This is a genomic window from Streptomyces sp. CNX435 (genome assembly GCF_059570575.1).
Genome location: NZ_JCANTA010000038.1, coordinates 23,763 through 39,028, shown reverse-complemented (window position 1 = coordinate 39,028; position 15,266 = coordinate 23,763). Strand labels below are relative to the sequence as shown.

Annotated in this window: 11 protein-coding genes and 1 rRNA gene; 1 reads left to right on the top strand and 11 read right to left on the bottom strand. The window is 74.3% G+C overall.

All coding sequences use genetic code 11. The features are described from left to right. From T328_RS34390 to T328_RS34350, 9 genes are all read right to left on the bottom strand, one after another. Nucleotides 1–146: ribosomal RNA gene (locus T328_RS34390) — 16S ribosomal RNA — on the bottom strand; the annotation flags it as partial. A gap of 310 nt (nucleotides 147–456) precedes the next feature. After that, a complete protein-coding gene (locus tag T328_RS34385; RefSeq protein WP_496500189.1) occupies nucleotides 457–1,074 on the bottom strand; it encodes a hypothetical protein in 618 nt (205 codons plus the stop codon). A gap of 84 nt (nucleotides 1,075–1,158) precedes the next feature. Then, nucleotides 1,159–2,622 (bottom strand): adenosylhomocysteinase, encoded by a 1,464-nt coding sequence (gene ahcY, locus T328_RS34380; protein WP_496500188.1) that lies wholly within the window; start codon nucleotides 2,620–2,622, stop codon nucleotides 1,159–1,161. Nucleotides 2,623–2,997: 375 nt separating this feature from the next. Further along, nucleotides 2,998–3,921, bottom strand: a complete 924-nt coding sequence (locus tag T328_RS34375) for a cation diffusion facilitator family transporter (protein WP_496500187.1) — start codon at nucleotides 3,919–3,921, stop codon at nucleotides 2,998–3,000. 169 nt (nucleotides 3,922–4,090) lie between these two features. After that, a complete protein-coding gene (manA, locus tag T328_RS34370) occupies nucleotides 4,091–5,287 on the bottom strand; it encodes a mannose-6-phosphate isomerase, class I (RefSeq protein ID WP_496500186.1) in 1,197 nt (398 codons plus the stop codon). Nucleotides 5,288–5,306: 19 nt separating this feature from the next. Beyond that, the gene (locus T328_RS34365) at nucleotides 5,307–6,428 is read right to left on the bottom strand and encodes an SIS domain-containing protein (RefSeq protein ID WP_496500185.1); all 1,122 of its coding nucleotides are present in this window, start codon (nucleotides 6,426–6,428) and stop codon (nucleotides 5,307–5,309) included. Between the two features lie 12 nt (nucleotides 6,429–6,440). Continuing rightward, the gene (locus T328_RS34360) at nucleotides 6,441–6,653 is read right to left on the bottom strand and encodes a Trm112 family protein (protein WP_496500184.1); all 213 of its coding nucleotides are present in this window, start codon (nucleotides 6,651–6,653) and stop codon (nucleotides 6,441–6,443) included. 358 nt (nucleotides 6,654–7,011) lie between these two features. After that, complete coding sequence (locus T328_RS34355; protein ID WP_496500183.1) at nucleotides 7,012–8,370, bottom strand: phosphomannomutase/phosphoglucomutase; 1,359 nt, start codon at nucleotides 8,368–8,370, stop codon at nucleotides 7,012–7,014. A gap of 142 nt (nucleotides 8,371–8,512) precedes the next feature. Then, entirely contained in the window at nucleotides 8,513–8,968 is a 456-nt protein-coding gene (locus T328_RS34350) for a DUF3499 domain-containing protein (protein ID WP_496500182.1), read from the bottom strand. 352 nt (nucleotides 8,969–9,320) lie between these two features. Here T328_RS34350 and T328_RS34345 point away from each other — a divergent pair, with 352 nt between their 5' ends. Beyond that, nucleotides 9,321–9,701 (top strand): metallopeptidase family protein, encoded by a 381-nt coding sequence (locus T328_RS34345; RefSeq protein ID WP_496500181.1) that lies wholly within the window; start codon nucleotides 9,321–9,323, stop codon nucleotides 9,699–9,701. Nucleotides 9,702–9,728: 27 nt separating this feature from the next. Here the strand turns inward: T328_RS34345 and T328_RS34340 are convergent, their stop codons facing one another. Both T328_RS34340 and T328_RS34335 read right to left on the bottom strand, forming a co-directional pair. Further along, nucleotides 9,729–11,282, bottom strand: coding sequence for a DUF5719 family protein (locus T328_RS34340; RefSeq protein ID WP_496500180.1), 1,554 nt, complete (start codon nucleotides 11,280–11,282; stop codon nucleotides 9,729–9,731). Next, nucleotides 11,279–15,196, bottom strand: coding sequence for a glycosyltransferase (locus tag T328_RS34335; RefSeq protein WP_496500179.1), 3,918 nt, complete (start codon nucleotides 15,194–15,196; stop codon nucleotides 11,279–11,281). The genes T328_RS34340 and T328_RS34335 overlap by 4 nt, the downstream gene beginning before the upstream one ends. Nucleotides 15,197–15,266 lie beyond the last annotated feature (70 nt).

The following is a 15,266-nucleotide window of genomic DNA, read 5'->3' as shown; positions in this document are numbered from 1 at the left end:
CTTGTCCCAGAGTGCAGGGCAGATTGCCCACGTGTTACTCACCCGTTCGCCACTAATCACCGGCCGAAACCGGATCATCGTTCGACTTGCATGTGTTAAGCACGCCGCCAGCGTTCGTCCTGAGCCAGGATCAAACTCTCCGTAAATGCATACAATGATCTGCAGCACTACAGAAACGAGTCTGCCTCGCTACTGCTGTGTCACTACATCAAACACTTGGCATCGACTACTTGGCACACTGTTGAGTTCTCAAAGAACGGACACTTCCATCAAAACCCTCACCAGGCTTCTCCGGGCGTTTCCCTTCGGTGTTCTGAACCTTACCAGACCTTTTTCGGTGCGAATTCCCGCTCCCGATCGGGTAGTTCAGAGAGTGCTCTGCTTCGGAGGGATCTCGCCCTCCGGCTGGAGCGACGTGAACAGTACCAGGTCAGCCGCGCACTGTGCGAATCGCCCTCAGGCTTCCAGGGAGTTGGGCGGGGTGTCGAGTTCTTCGAGTTCGACACCGGGGGCGGCCAGGACCACGTCGCCGGAGATGTGGGCCTGGTGCCGTTCGCCGGTCTCCAGGTCGCTGACCTGGTAGTTCGTGACGCGAAGCACCCCTGCGTCGGCCTCGTGGGCGTCTTCGCCCGTTCGTGTCCACGCCTGGTCCAGCGTGCGCGGGGCGAGCACCGGGTGGGTGAGGGCGACGAGGCGGAGGCGTTGGGGGGCTGGGGCGGGGGGTGGGGCGAGGAGGCGGGTGGTGGCGATGAGGAAGGCCGGGGAGGTGCCTGTGAAGCCCTGGGCACGGGCGTTGCCCTCGCGGGCCGCCGTGCCCGTCGGGTCCGAGCGGACCCACGTGACGCCGTCCAGGGCCGCGCCGCGGACCTGCCAGCCGGCGGCGTGGAGTTCGAGGCGGATGGGGCGGCCGAGGTGGTCGATGGTGAGGTCGATGGAACCGGTGGCGGTGCCGTCGGGGGCGGTGGTCTGGGCGGTGTAGCGCCAGCCGGAGGCGCCGGGGGCGCAGTGGAAGTGTTCGTCGCCCAGCGGGGTGCCGTCGTACGGGTCGTGGAGGGAATAGCGTCCGCGCGGCATGTGCGGCACCCTACGCGCGCGCCGGGGCGGGACGGGACGCGTCGCCGCCCGCCCGGGTGCTCCGGGCGGGCGGCGGGTCGGGGCTCAGTACCGGTAGTGGTCCGGCTTGTACGGGCCCTCGACGGTCACGCCGATGTACGACGCCTGCTCCGGCCGGAGTTCGGTGAGCCGGACGCCGAGGGCGTCGAGGTGGAGGCGGGCGACCTTCTCGTCGAGGTGCTTGGGCAGCACGTAGACGCCGGTCGGGTACTCGGAGGTCTTCGTGAACAGCTCGATCTGGGCGATCGTCTGGTTCGCGAAGGAGTTGGACATGACGAACGACGGGTGGCCCGTGGCGTTGCCGAGGTTAAGCAGGCGGCCCTCGGAGAGGACGATGAGGACCCTGCCGTCGGGGAAGGTCCACGTGTGCACCTGCGGCTTGACCTCGTCCTTGACCACGCCGGGCAGCTTGGCGAGGCCGGCCATGTCGATCTCGTTGTCGAAGTGGCCGATGTTGCCGACGATCGCCTGGTGCTTCATCCGCCGCATGTGCTCGGCGAGGATGATGTCCTTGTTGCCGGTGGCGGTGACGAAGATGTCGGCGGTCTCGACGACGTCCTCCAGCCGCGCGACCTGGTAGCCGTCCATGGCGGCCTGCAGGGCGCAGATCGGGTCGATCTCGGTGATGATCACCCGGGCGCCCTGGCCGCGCAGGGACTCGGCGCAGCCCTTGCCGACGTCGCCGTAGCCGCAGATGACCGCGGTCTTGCCGCCGATGAGGACGTCGGTGGCACGGTTGATGCCGTCGACGAGGGAGTGGCGGCAGCCGTACTTGTTGTCGAACTTCGACTTGGTCACCGAGTCGTTGACGTTGATGGCCGGGAAGAGCAGCGTGCCGGCCTGGTGCATCTCGTAGAGCCGGTGGACGCCGGTGGTGGTCTCCTCGGTGACGCCGCGGATCTCGGAGGAGAGCTGGGTCCATTTCTGCGGGGTCTCGGCGACGGTGCGGGTGAGCACCTGAAGGATGACGCGCTCTTCGTCGCTCTCCGCGGTGTCGGGCGAGGGGACCTTGCCGTCCTTCTCGAACTCGACTCCCTTGTGGACGAGGAGGGTGGCGTCGCCGCCGTCGTCGAGGATCATGTTCGGGCCGCCGGTGTCGGTGCCGGGCCAGGTCAGCGCCTGCTCCGTGCACCACCAGTACTCCTCCAGCGTCTCGCCCTTCCAGGCGAAGACGGGGACGCCGCGGGGGTTGTCCGGGGTGCCGTCGGGGCCGACGGCGACGGCCGCGGCGGCGTGGTCCTGGGTGGAGAAGATGTTGCAGGACGCCCAGCGGACCTCGGCGCCGAGGGCGGCCAGGGTCTCGATGAGCACCGCGGTCTGCACGGTCATGTGCAGCGAGCCGGTGACGCGCGCGCCGGCGAGCGGCTGGGCCTCGGCGTACTCCTTGCGGATGGCCATGAGGCCGGGCATCTCGTGCTCGGCGAGCTGGATCTCCTTGCGGCCGAAGGCGGCCAGGGACAGGTCGGCGACCTTGAAGTCCGGGCTCGTGGCGGTGGTCGTGGAAGTCACGTCGTCACTCCTTGAGGGGTGGTCGGATTCCCTGAGCGCAGGCGGGAGGTGCGTGGCGTGCACACACGCGTACGGACACACCGGTCCCTCTGCGGCTCAGTCCGCCGGAGGCCCTCTCTCCCCCTCGGCCGGCCCGCTGGCGGGCCACCCGATCGCCATCAGCAGCGACGTCTGGCTCTGCACCCCGAATCTACCGCAGGCGGCCCTCGCCGCGGGGGCGGGTGGGCAACAGGAACCGGCCATCCCGCGGAGCGGACACTCGCTGAGACGGTGGCCGGGCGCGGGAGGTGGCGGGAGGGGCGCGCGGGTTCAGCCGGGCCGCCCCGGCCGCCCGTGTCCGGGCCCGCGGGGCGGGCGCTCCTTACGGGTCCGTTCTCACGTGTCCGTCTTCGCGCGTGCGATGTCCGGCTCAAGGTAGATCATCCTGGCCACCGGGACCGCCTCCCGCACCCGGGACTCCGCGGCGTCGATGGCACGGGCCACCTCGCCCGCGGTGTCGTCGTGCTGGACCGCGATCTTGGCGGCGACCAGCAGCTCGTCCGGGCCGAGGTAGAGGGTCTTGAGGTGGATGACCTGGGTGACGGCGTCGCCGTCGACGAGCGCGGCGCCGATGGCCTCGACGTCGGCGTCGCTGGCGCCCTCGCCGAGGAGGAGGCTCTTGGTCTCGATGGCGAGTATGACGGCGATGATCAGCAGCAGGACGCCGATGGACACCGTGCCGATGCCGTCCCAGACGCCGTCGCCCGTGGCGAGGGCGACGCCGACGCCGAGGAGCGCCAGGACCAGGCCGACGAGCGCGCCGAGGTCCTCCAGCAGCACCACGGGCAGCTCGGGCGCCTTGGAGCGGCGGATGAACTGCCACCAGCCCTGGCTGCCCCGTACCTCGTTGGACTCCTTGATGGCGGTGCGGAAGGAGAAGATCTCCGCGATGATCGCGAAGACGAGGACGCCCACCGGCCAGTACCAGTGGTCGATCTCGTGCGGATCTTCGATCTTGTGGTAGCCCTCGTAGACCGCGAAGAGGCCGCCGACCGTGAAGAGCACGATGGAGACGAGGAACGCGTAGACGTAGCGCTCGCGGCCGTAGCCGAAGGGGTGTTCCTTCGTCGCTGCCCGCTTGGCGCGCTTGCCGCCGAGGAGGAGCAGCGCCTGGTTGCCGGAGTCGGCGAGCGAGTGCACGGCCTCGGCGAGCATAGAGGACGAGCCGCTGAAGGCCCATGCCACGAACTTCGCAGCCGCGATCGACAGGTTGGCGCAGAGCGCCGCGAGGATCGCCTTCGTACCGCCGCCTGCAGCCATGTGCCGCCGGCTCCCTTCCGTTTCTTCCGCGGGGTGCGGCGGGAGGCCGCGCCCTGTCACGGCGGCACATTCTGTCAGCACCGCGGCCGGTGGGCGCAAGCCCCTCCGGGCGGGGCTGTGGATAACCCGGGGCAGGGCGCCGAATCCAGCGCCGGCGGTGTGCCCGGCCTCAGGCCGCCGGTGTGGCGCGGAACAGCGTGCCGGAGCCGGTGGCGTGCAGCGTGCCGTCCGACGCCGGGACGAAGGCCGACTCGCCGCGGTGCAGGGCCAGGTGCTCGCCCGCGGCGTTGGTCAGCTCGGCGCTGCCGTCGGTGCACAGCAGGATCTGCGGGCCCGCACCCGCCGCCGGGGCCGCGCCGGTGAGGGGGCCTTCGTCGAGGTCGTGGCGGTAGAGGCGGAAGTCGTCGACGGGCACCGCGTACGCGCCGTCGGGGCCGGCCCGTAGCACCTCGGGGGCTGCGGGGGTGAACGACACGATCTTCAGCAGCTCGGGCACGTCCACGTGCTTGGGTGTGAGGCCGCAGCGCAGCACGTTGTCGGAGTTGGCCATGATCTCGACGCCGACGCCGTCGAGGTAGGCGTGCGGGACGCCGGCGCCGAGGAAGAGCGCCTCGCCGGGCTGCAGTCGGACGACGTTGAGCAGGAAGGCGGCGATCACGCCGGGGTCGCCGGGCCAGGTGCGGGCCAGGGCGCCGTAGGCGGCGTAGTCGGCCGCGTACGGGGAGCCGGTGGTGCCCAGCTTCTCCGCCGCCCGGCCCGCGGCCTCGACGGTGGGCGCCAACTCGTCGCGGTCGGCACGCAGCACGCCGGCGAGGACCTCGCGCAGCGCGTCCTCCTCGGGCTGGGCGCGCAGCGCGTCGGCGTACGGCTTGAGGGCGTCGACGCCGAGGCCGTCGAGCAGGTCGGCGGCGGCAGCGGCCGGGCGGAAGCCGCACAGGCCCTCGAAGAGGGTGAGGGCGCAGATCAGCTCGGGCTTGTGGTTGGCGTCCTTGTAGTTGCGTTCGGGGGCGTCGGCGGGGACGCCGCGCTCCTCCTCCTCGCGGTAGCCGGCGCGGGCCTGCGCGAGGTCGGGGTGGACCTGCAGCGACAGCGGGGCGGCGGCGGCGAGCACCTTCAGTAGGAAGGGCAGCCGGGGCCCGAAACGCGCGACCGTCGCTGAGCCCAGTTCGCCCGCGGGGTCGTCGGTGATCACCCCGTCCAGGGGGACGGGTCCGGCGCCGCGGTCGACGCGCGAGGGGGCGCCGGGGTGGGCGCCCATCCACAGCTCGGCCTGCGGTTCGCCGGTCGGGTCGGTGCCGAGCAGCTCGGGGATGGCGGTGGTGGAGCCCCAGGCGTACGGGCGGACGGTGTTGTTCAGGCGGTCCATGGGGTCATCTTCGTACGGATCATGCGGAACCTGCAGCCAGGGCGAGGTAAACGGTGGTGAAGTCGGCCGTGGCGAGCAGCTCGCCGGCGGCCTCCAGGGGCGCGCCGTCGGACGGTTCCAGCTCGCTGACGGGGGTGCCCTGGGCGGAGGCCAGTTCGCGGGCTGCCGGGGCGGCCTCCCGGGAGGCGCGGGAGCCGTCGGCGGAGTCCTCGTGCAGCAGGACGATCCGGGCCCGGAGCGCGGCGGGCTCCTCGACGCGGTCGCGGAAGATGTCGTCGGGGTCGGCGCCGGAGGTGAACGCCTCGGACAGCAGCATGCCGTGCGCGGCGAGCGCGTCGGGCAGTGCCGCGGGAAGCGCGGGGCGGCCGGCGACGGCGGCCAGGCGGCGGGCGAAGTAGCGTGCGGCGACGCCCGCGACGGGGCCCTCGCTCCACAGCAGCGGCAGCGACTCGGCCAGCTCGGCGGCGAGCGTTTTGGCGGGGTTCGCGTACGTCTCGATGGCCGGCCCGCAGCGCTCGGCGACGATGTCGAGGCGGTCGGCGACCCGGGCGAGGACGTCGTCGGGGGCGGCGAGCAGCCCGATGCGGTCGGCGAGCGCGAGGAGGGGGGTGAGCAGCGGCCACAGGCCGCCGGTCTCGATCTGCTCGCCGGGGGCGCGCAGCAGCGGCATCGCAAGGCCGCGGGAGGTGACTATGTCGGTGACCGGGGAGGTGCGGGGGGCCACGGCCGCGACGGTGCAGCCGCGCCGGTACGCCTGCTCGACGAGCGCGGTGAGGCCGGGCTCGCGGCCGTACTCGGTGGCGATGAGCAGCAGGTCGTACGGGCCGGCCCAGCCGGGCAGCGTCCAGGTCAGGGCGCTGGGCTCGGGGCGGGCGCCGGTGGGGCGCAGGGCGTTGACCGGGCAGGCACCGCCGGTCAGCGCGCGCAGCAGGTCGGCGGTGGTGTACGCGACGGGTCCGGGGGCGGCGACGAGCAGCGCGCGGGGGCGGCCGTCGGGGCGGACCCGGGCGAGGTCGGACTCGGCGGCCTGGCGGGCGGCGACGCGGACCTGGGCGCCGGCCTGGGCGACGGTGCGCAGCAGGCCGCGGGCGTCGGCGCGGCCGAGTTCCTCGGGGTCGTCGAGCAGCGACTCGTCGAGCATGTCGGCGGGGGCCTAGGCGGGGCGGCTGGCTTCGTCCACGAGCAGGACGGGGATCTCGTCGCGTACGGGGTAGACGAGACCGCAGGTGTCGGAGGTGCACTGCAGCCCGGGCTCGCCGGGGGCGTCGGAGGCGCCTTCGCCGGCAACGCCGTCCTTGCTCTCGCGCAGCGGGGCGTGGCACGCCGGGCAGGCGAGGATCTCCAGGAGGCTGGCGTCGACCGGCATGTACGTCCCTTTCGGCTGGCTGCGGCGGTGCGGGCGTGCTCGCGTGCTCGGCTGCTCTTGCCGTTCGGCGCCTTCCGGCCCTTCCGGCCGTTCCGGTCCTTCCGGCCGTTCTCGGCTGTGCGTACGAGCGGCAGGCGCCAGCCTACCGCCGGGCGTTCGGGCCCGCCTGTAGCGCATACGGGCGGGGCGTACGGGCTGGGCTTACGGGCTGGGCTTACGGGCTGGGGCGTACGGCGGGTTAAGGCCCGTACGACCTGGATCGCGCCCCTTACCGCTCGCGCCTCCCGCGACCTCCCGCCCCTGCCTTCTCGCCGCGGCCCCTCACCGCGGCGGCCTGCCGCGCTACGGGCCCGCCGCCTCAGCCCCGTACCAGCGCCAGCGCCTCGTCCCGTACCCGGGCCATCGTCTCCGCGTCGCCCGCCTCCACGTTCAGCCGCAGCAGCGGCTCCGTGTTGGACGGCCGGAGGTTGAACCACCAGCCGTCGCCGGTGACCGTCAGCCCGTCCAGCTCGTCGATCGTGACGCCCTCGCGCCCGGCGTACGCGGCCCGGACCGCCGCGATCCGGCCGGCCTGGTCCTCGACGGTGCTGTTGATCTCGCCGGAGGCCGCGTACCGGTCGTAGGCGGCGACGAGCTGCGACAGCGGGCCGTCCTGGCCGCCGAGCGCGGCGAGGACGTGCAGTGCGGCGAGCATGCCGGTGTCGGCGTTCCAGAAGTCGCGGAAGTAGTAGTGCGCGGAGTGCTCGCCGCCGAAGATGGCGCCGGTCCTGGCCATCTCCTCCTTGATGAAGGAGTGGCCGACCCGGGTACGTACGGGGGTGCCGCCGTGCTCCTTGACGACCTCGGGCACGGACCAGGAGGTGATGAGGTTGTGGATGATCGTGCCGCCGCCGTTCCGCTCCAGCTCGCGCGCGGCGACCAGCGCGGTGATCGCGGACGGCGGCACCGGATCGCCCTTCTCGTCCACGACGAAGCAGCGGTCGGCGTCGCCGTCGAAGGCGAGGCCGGCGTCGGCGCCCGTCTTGCGGACCTCGGCCTGCAGATCGGTGATGTTCTTCGGATCGAGCGGGTTGGCCTCGTGGTTGGGGAAGGTGCCGTCCAGCTCGAAGTACATGGGGACGACGTCGACGGGCAGTCCTTCGAAGACGCTGGGCACGGTGTGGCCCGCCATGCCGTTGCCGGCGTCGACGACGACCTTCAGTGGCCGTACGGCGCCGAGGTCGACCAGGGAGCGCAGGTGGGCGGCGTAGGCGGCGAGGAGGTCGGTCTCCGTGACGCTGCCGGGCTCCGCGGCGGGCGCGGGCGGGCCCTCGGCCCGCCACCGCTCGACCTTGGCCCGGATCTCGGCGAGCCCGGTGTCCTGGCCGACGGGGGCGGCGCCGGCGCGGCACATCTTGATGCCGTTGTACCGCGCGGGGTTGTGGCTGGCGGTGAACATGGCGCCGGGCAGGCCGAGATGGCCGCTGGCGAAGTACAGCTGGTCGGTGGAGCACAGGCCGATGAGGACGGCGTCCGCGCCGCGGGCGACGGCGCCGCGCGCGAAGGCGGCGGCCAGCGCGGGCGACGAGGGGCGCATGTCGTGGCCGACGACGATCTTGTCGGCGCCGGTGGTCTCGGTGAACGCGGCGCCGAAGAGCTCGACGAGCGGCTCGTCGAGCTGCTCGGGGAAGACGCCGCGTACGTCGTACGCCTTCACGATCGTCGAGAGATCGGTCACGGTTTACCGCCCTTCGCGCGCTGCTGAGGCTTGCACAGTACGCGATGGGGTGGGCACGCGCTGTCCGGGAGGGACCGGCGGGAGGCGGTGCGGCGGTGTGGCGGTGTGGCGGTGCGGCAGCACGGCGGTGGAGGTGCGGAGGTCAGCCTTCCGGGGAGCGGAGCACCCGCAGGTGGGCGCGGCGGGCGACCTCCATGGGATCCGCGTCCCGGCCGCCGGCGGCGCCGGCGCGCGGGGTGGCGCCGGCCATGCCGTCGCCGTCGGCGACGGCGCGGGGCGGGCGGGCGGCTTCGCGTACGGCGTTGGCCAGGGCCTCCAGGTCGTCGCTGCTGGGCCGGGCGGGGCCCGAGGGGACCGCGAGCCGGACGACCTCCCAGCCGCGCGGGGCGGTGAGCCGCTCGGAGTGCTCCGTGCACAGGTCGTAACAGTGCGGCTCGGCGTAGGTCGCGAGGGGGCCGAGGACGGCGGTGGAGTCGGCGTAGACGTAGGTGAGCGTCGCGACGGCGGCACGGCCGCATGCGGTGCGCGAACAGCGACGTACAGGGCTCACGACGTTGGACGGTACCGCACTCCTGAGCGGGCCGCGACGACTCGCCACCGCGTCACCCACCCGTGTCGCCCACCGCCCGGCGTGAAGCCGGTCGCGTATGGCCGAGTTGACCTGCGACGTCGGTCACATCGAGGGCTCGTACGACGTTGCAAGTGATCAGCTCTCGCTGCAAATCATGTCAATCCAACCGATTTCGGCGAACGTCGACCCGTTCATCCCCGGGCCGATTCCACTGCCGACCGCTCACTTCACGACATTCCCGGGGTTGCCCCTGGATGGTCTGCGGCGGGCCGGGCGGGAGCTACGCTCATCGGTGATGGAGCACACAGAACGACCGGCACCGCCCCCCGGGCCCCCGCCGCGCCCGCGCGCCCGCACCCGTGACCGCCACGGTCGCGGCATGCGCGGCCCCGTGGCGCCGCCCCAGGTGCCGCTGGCGGTCAGCCGCTCGGACGCCTTCGTCGACCTGGTGCACGAGTCCGCCACCCGCCTCGAACGCCGCTGGCCGCAGCTCTCCGGTGTCGAGTTCGCCGTCCTCGACGTCCCGGGCGGCGGCAGCGGGCCGGCCGGCTGGCAGGACGACGGCGGGGTGCCGCTCGGGAAGCTGGTCACGGGCGGCGAGGGCCCGGACCGCATCGTCGTCTACCGCCGCCCGGTCGAGATCCGTACGAAGAACCGCGACGAGCGGGCGCTGCTGGTCCACGAGGTGATCGTCGAGCAGGTCGCCGAACTCCTCGGCGTCGCCCCGGAGTCGGTCGATCCGCACTACGGCCAGGACTGACCCGCGGCACACCCCGGGCACCGCACGTCAGTCCGCGAGGACGCCCAGATCCTGTCCGGCGTCCGGGACTTCGACCATGCCCTTGTCGTCAGGGAGGGTCTGGATCGTGAACATCGGGATGTCGCCCTCCTCCGTCTGCAGCGTGCGCGAGGCGTAGAGCGGGCCGCCCGAGACCCGTTCGACGGTGAGGGCGAAGGTGCCCTTGGTGCCGGACGTCTTCGGGGGCTTGACGGTGAGGGTGGTGCGGGGCTTGACGGTGTACGTCTCCTCCGCCGGTTCGCCGCCCTCGCTGCCCGGCGACGCCGTCACCTTGACCTCGACTCCCTTGCCGGGGGCGGCGAGGGACAGGCTCGCGGCCTTCGGCCAGTTACCGGAGGCGGTGGTGCGCGCCTCGACCGGGGCCGAGCCGGGGATGAACGCCATCTCCTGCCCGGTGTCCTCGCCGCGGGTCACGCGCAGGGCGGCGACGACGGGGGCCGTGGAGCCGTCCTCCGGCTCCAGGATCAGCGAACCCACCTCGCCCTGGGTGAGTTTCTGCATGTCGATCGCCGTCGTCATGCCGCTCTTGGCGTGCACCGACTCGTAGCCGGCGGGGGTGATCGAGCCGTTGGGGCCGGCGAGCTTCACGGCCAGGTCGGCGTCGTCCTCGCCGGGGACGTAGACGACCAGGCGCACGGAGGTGGCGTCGCCGGGGATGCCGGGGAGGACCGCGCCGGGGGCGGGTTCGGAGACGGGCTGGAGCCAGTCGCCGCCGAGCTGCTCGTCGGCGGCGTGCACGGCGGCGCCGACGCGGCCGGAGCGTACGGCGACGTGCACGGCGACGTTGATCGACGGCTCCTCGGAGATCGTCGACAGGAGCACCGAGACGCTGGAGCGGGCCGGGACCTGGATGCCGTCGCCGGCCTCGCTCTCGACCGGGCCGTCCTTGTCGAACAGCTCCAGGTCGACGACGGCGGCCTCGTCGTCGGGGTTGGTCAGCTGGACGTAGTCGCGGCGCTCGTCGATGGTGCTGGCGCCGGCGAACCAGAACTCGCTGTCCGGCGCCGTGCACCGCGCGCCGGACAGGCCGCGGCCGTCGCCGGCGGTGACGAGGGTCGTCTGCTGCACGCTCCAGCCGGGGGCGAAGTCGCCTGCGGCGGTGCCGACGAGGGCGGGGGCGCCGGCCTCCTCGGTGGTGGCCGCGGCGGGGGTGCCGGCGCGCTTCAGGGGGGCGACCGGGTCGGGGGCGTCGTCCTGCCCCGCGTCTTCGCCTTCCCGGCCCCCGTCCTTCTGGTCGTCCTTTTGCTCGTTTTTTTGCTCGTCCTCTTCGGCCGCCTCGGACTCCGTTGTGGCGGGGAGCAGTTCGGCGCTGCCCTCCTCGCCCTCGCCCGCCGGCGTGAAGGAGGTGTACGTCGTCTCGCCGACCTCCGTGTCGCCCGGCTGCGGGCACAGCAGCGTGGAGCGCTCGACCGCGATACGGTCCGCGGCGGGCGCGGCCTTGCCGCCGCCCTCCTCGTCGTCGGGGACGGTGAGCGTGGCGATGCCCGCGGTGACGGCGAGTGCGGCCGCGGCGGCGATCAGGGAGAGGGGGCCGGTCTTCACGCGTTGTCGCTCCCGTCCCGCTCGGCGCCCGCGCCGTAGGTCTGTTGGTCGTAGTACGGGTCGGGGTACTGGCCGGTGCCGGTGCCGTACGGGGCCGGCTCGCCGGCGCCGTAGCCCTGCCCGCCCTGCCGCGGTACCGCGGGGGTGCCGGGCTGCTGTTCGCCCTCGTACGCGCCGGCGTCGTACTGCGGCTCGTAGGGCGCCTCGTACGGCGGCTCGTAGGGGGCCTCGCCGTACTGCTGCCCGTACCCGGCGCCCTCCCACTCGTAGCCCTGGGGCGGGGCCGCGTACGGATCGGCGACCGCCGGGTCTCCGTATCCCTGCTCCTCCTGCCCGGCGCCCGACACCGGCGCCGCGGCCCAGGCCGGCTGCTCCTCGGGGACGCCCGGCACGACGCCCGGCACCGCGCCCGGCGCGGCACCCGGCGGAGCCGGCGGCATAGCGGGCGGCTCGGGCACGGCACCCGGCGCCGACGCCTCCGCGCCCGCCGGCACCGCGGCCCCGCCGCGGGCCGCACCGCCGTCCTCGGCCTCCGCCGCGGCAGCCGCGGCCCGGAGCCGGCGCGCGCGCCGTCCGTCGCCCTCCAGCGCCTGCGCCGGCACCGCCGGCGCCGCGTCCGGCAGGTCGTCGTCCACGTCGTGCCGCCGCCCCGGCAGCGCCAGCACCAGCACGACGAGCAGCGCCGCGCCGCGCGCCCAGGTCCACGCCGTGTGCGTCACGGCGGTCTCGTACGTGACGTCCAGCCGGCCGCCGCCGGCGGGCAGCTCGAAGCCCTGCGCCCAGCCGTCGACCGTCGTCGCCGCCAGCGGCTCGCCGTCCAGCGTCGCCTGCCACCCGGCGCTCGCCTCGTCCGCGAGCCGCAGCACGCGGCCCTCGGGGCCCTCCTTGAGATCCGTGTGCACCTCGACGGGCCCGGCCGCCACGGGCACCGGCTCGGCGGCAGCGCCGGCCTCCCGGCCCTCGCCCTCGGGCGCGGCGGAGACCACGGTGGCCCGGGAGACCCGGGCGTCGACGCGCCAGAGCGCGCCGCCGTCCTGCTGGCTGAGCCGGGTCAGGCCGGGGGTGGCGTCGAGTACGCGGCCGAAGGCGCGCGGGGCGTCGTTGCGTACGAGGACGTAGCGCACGGCGTACTCGCCCAGCTCCGTCGACTGGTCGGCGCCGGAGCCGGCCACGAGCCCGGCGACGATGCCGGAGAGCCGGACGTTGCCGCCGCCGGCCGCGGCCAGCTCGGCGTCGCCGAGGCGGGCGCCGGCGCCACGTACGAGCATGTACTCGACCTCGCCGGCCGACCCGCCGACGACCAGCGTGCGGGGCTGGTCCGCCGTGCGGCTCTCCTCGGCGACGAACGCCGGCACCTGGTCGGCGCCGCCGCGCTCCAGCGGCCCGTCGGCGCCGCGCCACATCCACCCGGCGGCCAGCACCAGCGGCCCGACGGCGCAGGCGGCGGCGACGAGCACCGCGGCCGGCTGCCGCCAGCCGAAGGACTGCTCGGTGACGCGCTGGCGGGCGCCGTCGGCGCCGACGGCGGCGGCGGCCAGCAGGGCGAGCCCGTAGACGAGGGTCTGCGGCCCGGTCCAGCCGTCGCCCGCGCCGCCCGCGGCGAGCAGCCCGGCGACGGCGGCGACGGCCCAGGCGGCCCGGACCGGCACCTGCCGGTCGGAGCGCAGCAGGGCGGCCAGCGCGGCGAGCACGACGCCGGCGAGCAGCACGCCGCCGCCGGCGTTGGGGCCGCCGGGCGAGGCGAGCAGCAGGCCGAGCGGGGTCGCGTCGGTGGCGGGGGTCTCCAGACCGGCTTCGGTGAAGAAGCGGGAGGGTGCGGTCAGTAGATCCAGCGACCAGGGCGCGAGCAGCACCACGGGGGTCACCAGGACGGCCAGTTGCCGGATGACCCGGCCGGTGGGGCTCTCGCCGCGCGCGACGCTCCAGGCGAGCAGCGCGGCGGCCAGGAGGCCGGCCAGCGGCCACACGACGGGGGTGAAGGCGGTGGTGACGGTCAGCAGCAGCGCGTACGCCCAGGCGCCGCGCCAGCTCGCCCGCCCGCGCAGCCCACTGGCGGCGACGGCGGCGCGGGCGATGAGCGGCAGCAGCACGGCGAGCACCGCGGTACCGATGCGGCCGGCGGCGAGCGCGCCGGTGGCGGCCGGCAGGAAGGCGTACGCGACGCTGCCCCAGGCGCGCAGCAGCCGGGAGCCGACCAGCGGCCGGGAGGCGAAGTACGCGGTGAAGCCGGCCAGCGGCACCGAGCAGACGAGCAGCAGGGTGAGCGCGGCGTCGGTGCTGCCGAACAGGACGGTGCCGAGGCCGGCGAGGAACGCCAGGTAGGGCGGCGCGTCCTGGGTGCCGCCGGTGCCGACGGGGTGCCAGGAGTCGGCGTACGACGACCAGAGGTCGCCGGCGTCGGCGGGGGCGGGCAGGAGCGCGCCGCCGATGAGGGAGCCGCCGCCGATCAACTCGCGGCAGGCGATGAGGGCGACGAGCAGCAGGACGGCGAAGAGCACCGGGCCGGGCCTGCGCGCCACCCGCTTCAGCCGGGCGAACTGCTCGACCTGGAGGAAGTCGGCGTCCTCGTCGCCGGGGCCGGTCTCGACGGCGCCGCCGTGCCGGCCGCCGCCGGACAGCTCGGGCTCGGAGCGCCCGCTGAAGTTGTTGAGTACCTGCTCGACGGTGGCGCGTACGGTCGCACCGCGGCCCGGGAACAGGGGTTTGAGGTCGCCCGGCGGCACGGCCGCCTTGCCGGAGAGGTGGCCGCGCCGGCGGCGGGCGCCGACGATGCGGTGCGGGCGCAGCAGCACGGCGCCGAGGCCGGCGACCTCGTCGAGGGCCTGGCGCGGAACCTTGCCGACGAGGTAGGCCAGCGTGCGCAGCAAGGTGCCGAGGACGAGCCGGAAGGCGATGTACGGCAGGGCCGCGGCGGTGCAGTTGACGAGGAGGGTGTAGGCGGCGCCGGCCTTGTCGACGCGGTGCGGGCTCGCGCCTTTCGCGGTCTGCCCGGATCTGCCGATGCAGTCGATGGAGCGCCGCTCGCGGGCGGCGGCCTCGGCGTGCCGCATGACGGCGTCGGGCTGGACGACGACGCGGTGGCCGGCCTTGTGGGCGCGCCAGCACAGGTCGACGTCGTCGCGCATGAGGGGCAGCCGGGCGTCGAAGCCGCCGAGTTGGTCGAAGACGTCGCGGCGGATGAGCATGCCGGCGGTGGAGACGGACAGCACGTCGCGGACGCCGTCGTGCTGGCCCTGGTCCTGCTCGCGGCGGTCGATGCCGGTCCAGCGGCGACCGCTGTGGGCGATGGAGACGCCGGCCTCCAGCAGCTGCCTGCGGTCGTACCAGCCGCGCAGCTTGGGGCCGATGATCGCGGCGGAGGGCATGTCGTCGGCGAGGCGGAGCATGGCGGCGAGCGCGTCGGGCTCGGCGGCGCAGTCGTCGTGCAGCAGCCACAGCCACTGCACGGGCTCGCCGTGCGGGAACTCCGGCATGTCGTACGCGTCGTCGCGCCAGCTGCGGCTGACGGGGTCCCAGCCGCTGGGACGGCGCAGGTACGGCAGTTGCTCGGGGGTCAGCACGCCGGCGGTGCGCGCGGCCTCGGCGGCGGCGGTGCCGAAGCCGGTGCGGCGGGCGAGGTGGAGCACGCGCTCGGCGCCGAGGGCTTCGGTGAGGATGCGGGCGGAGCCGTCGGCGCTGCCGGTGTCGGCGGCGATGACGTTCTGCACGGGGCGCTCCTGCGCCGTGAGCGCGGCGAGCGCGTCGGGCAGCCACCGCTCGCCGTCGTGCGAGACGAGCACGGCGGTGACGACGTGCCGCGGGAAGGCGGGGGCGCCGCCGCCGGGGCCGGCCGCTGCCGCGCCGGCCCGGCCTGCTGCGTCTGCTGCGGCGGCCGGGTAGCCGGCCGCGTAGTCAGCGTGGCTGTGCTCGGACATCGAGGTGCGGACCCCTGGCGGAGTCCGGGGTCACCTCCCGGGAATGTGGCGGCTGTCGTGGACGGCCCCC

Coding starts and splice junctions, on each gene's coding strand:
- T328_RS34385 (WP_496500189.1), bottom strand. CDS start 1,074: ATGCCGCGCGGACGCTATTCCCTCCACGACCCGTACGACGGCACCCCG.
- T328_RS34375 (WP_496500187.1), bottom strand. CDS start 3,921: ATGGCTGCAGGCGGCGGTACGAAGGCGATCCTCGCGGCGCTCTGCGCC.
- manA (WP_496500186.1), bottom strand. CDS start 5,287: ATGGACCGCCTGAACAACACCGTCCGCCCGTACGCCTGGGGCTCCACC.
- T328_RS34365 (WP_496500185.1), bottom strand. CDS start 6,428: ATGCTCGACGAGTCGCTGCTCGACGACCCCGAGGAACTCGGCCGCGCC.
- T328_RS34360 (WP_496500184.1), bottom strand. CDS start 6,653: ATGCCGGTCGACGCCAGCCTCCTGGAGATCCTCGCCTGCCCGGCGTGC.
- T328_RS34345 (WP_496500181.1), top strand. CDS start 9,321: ATGCGCGGCCCCGTGGCGCCGCCCCAGGTGCCGCTGGCGGTCAGCCGC.
- T328_RS34335 (WP_496500179.1), bottom strand. CDS start 15,196: ATGTCCGAGCACAGCCACGCTGACTACGCGGCCGGCTACCCGGCCGCC.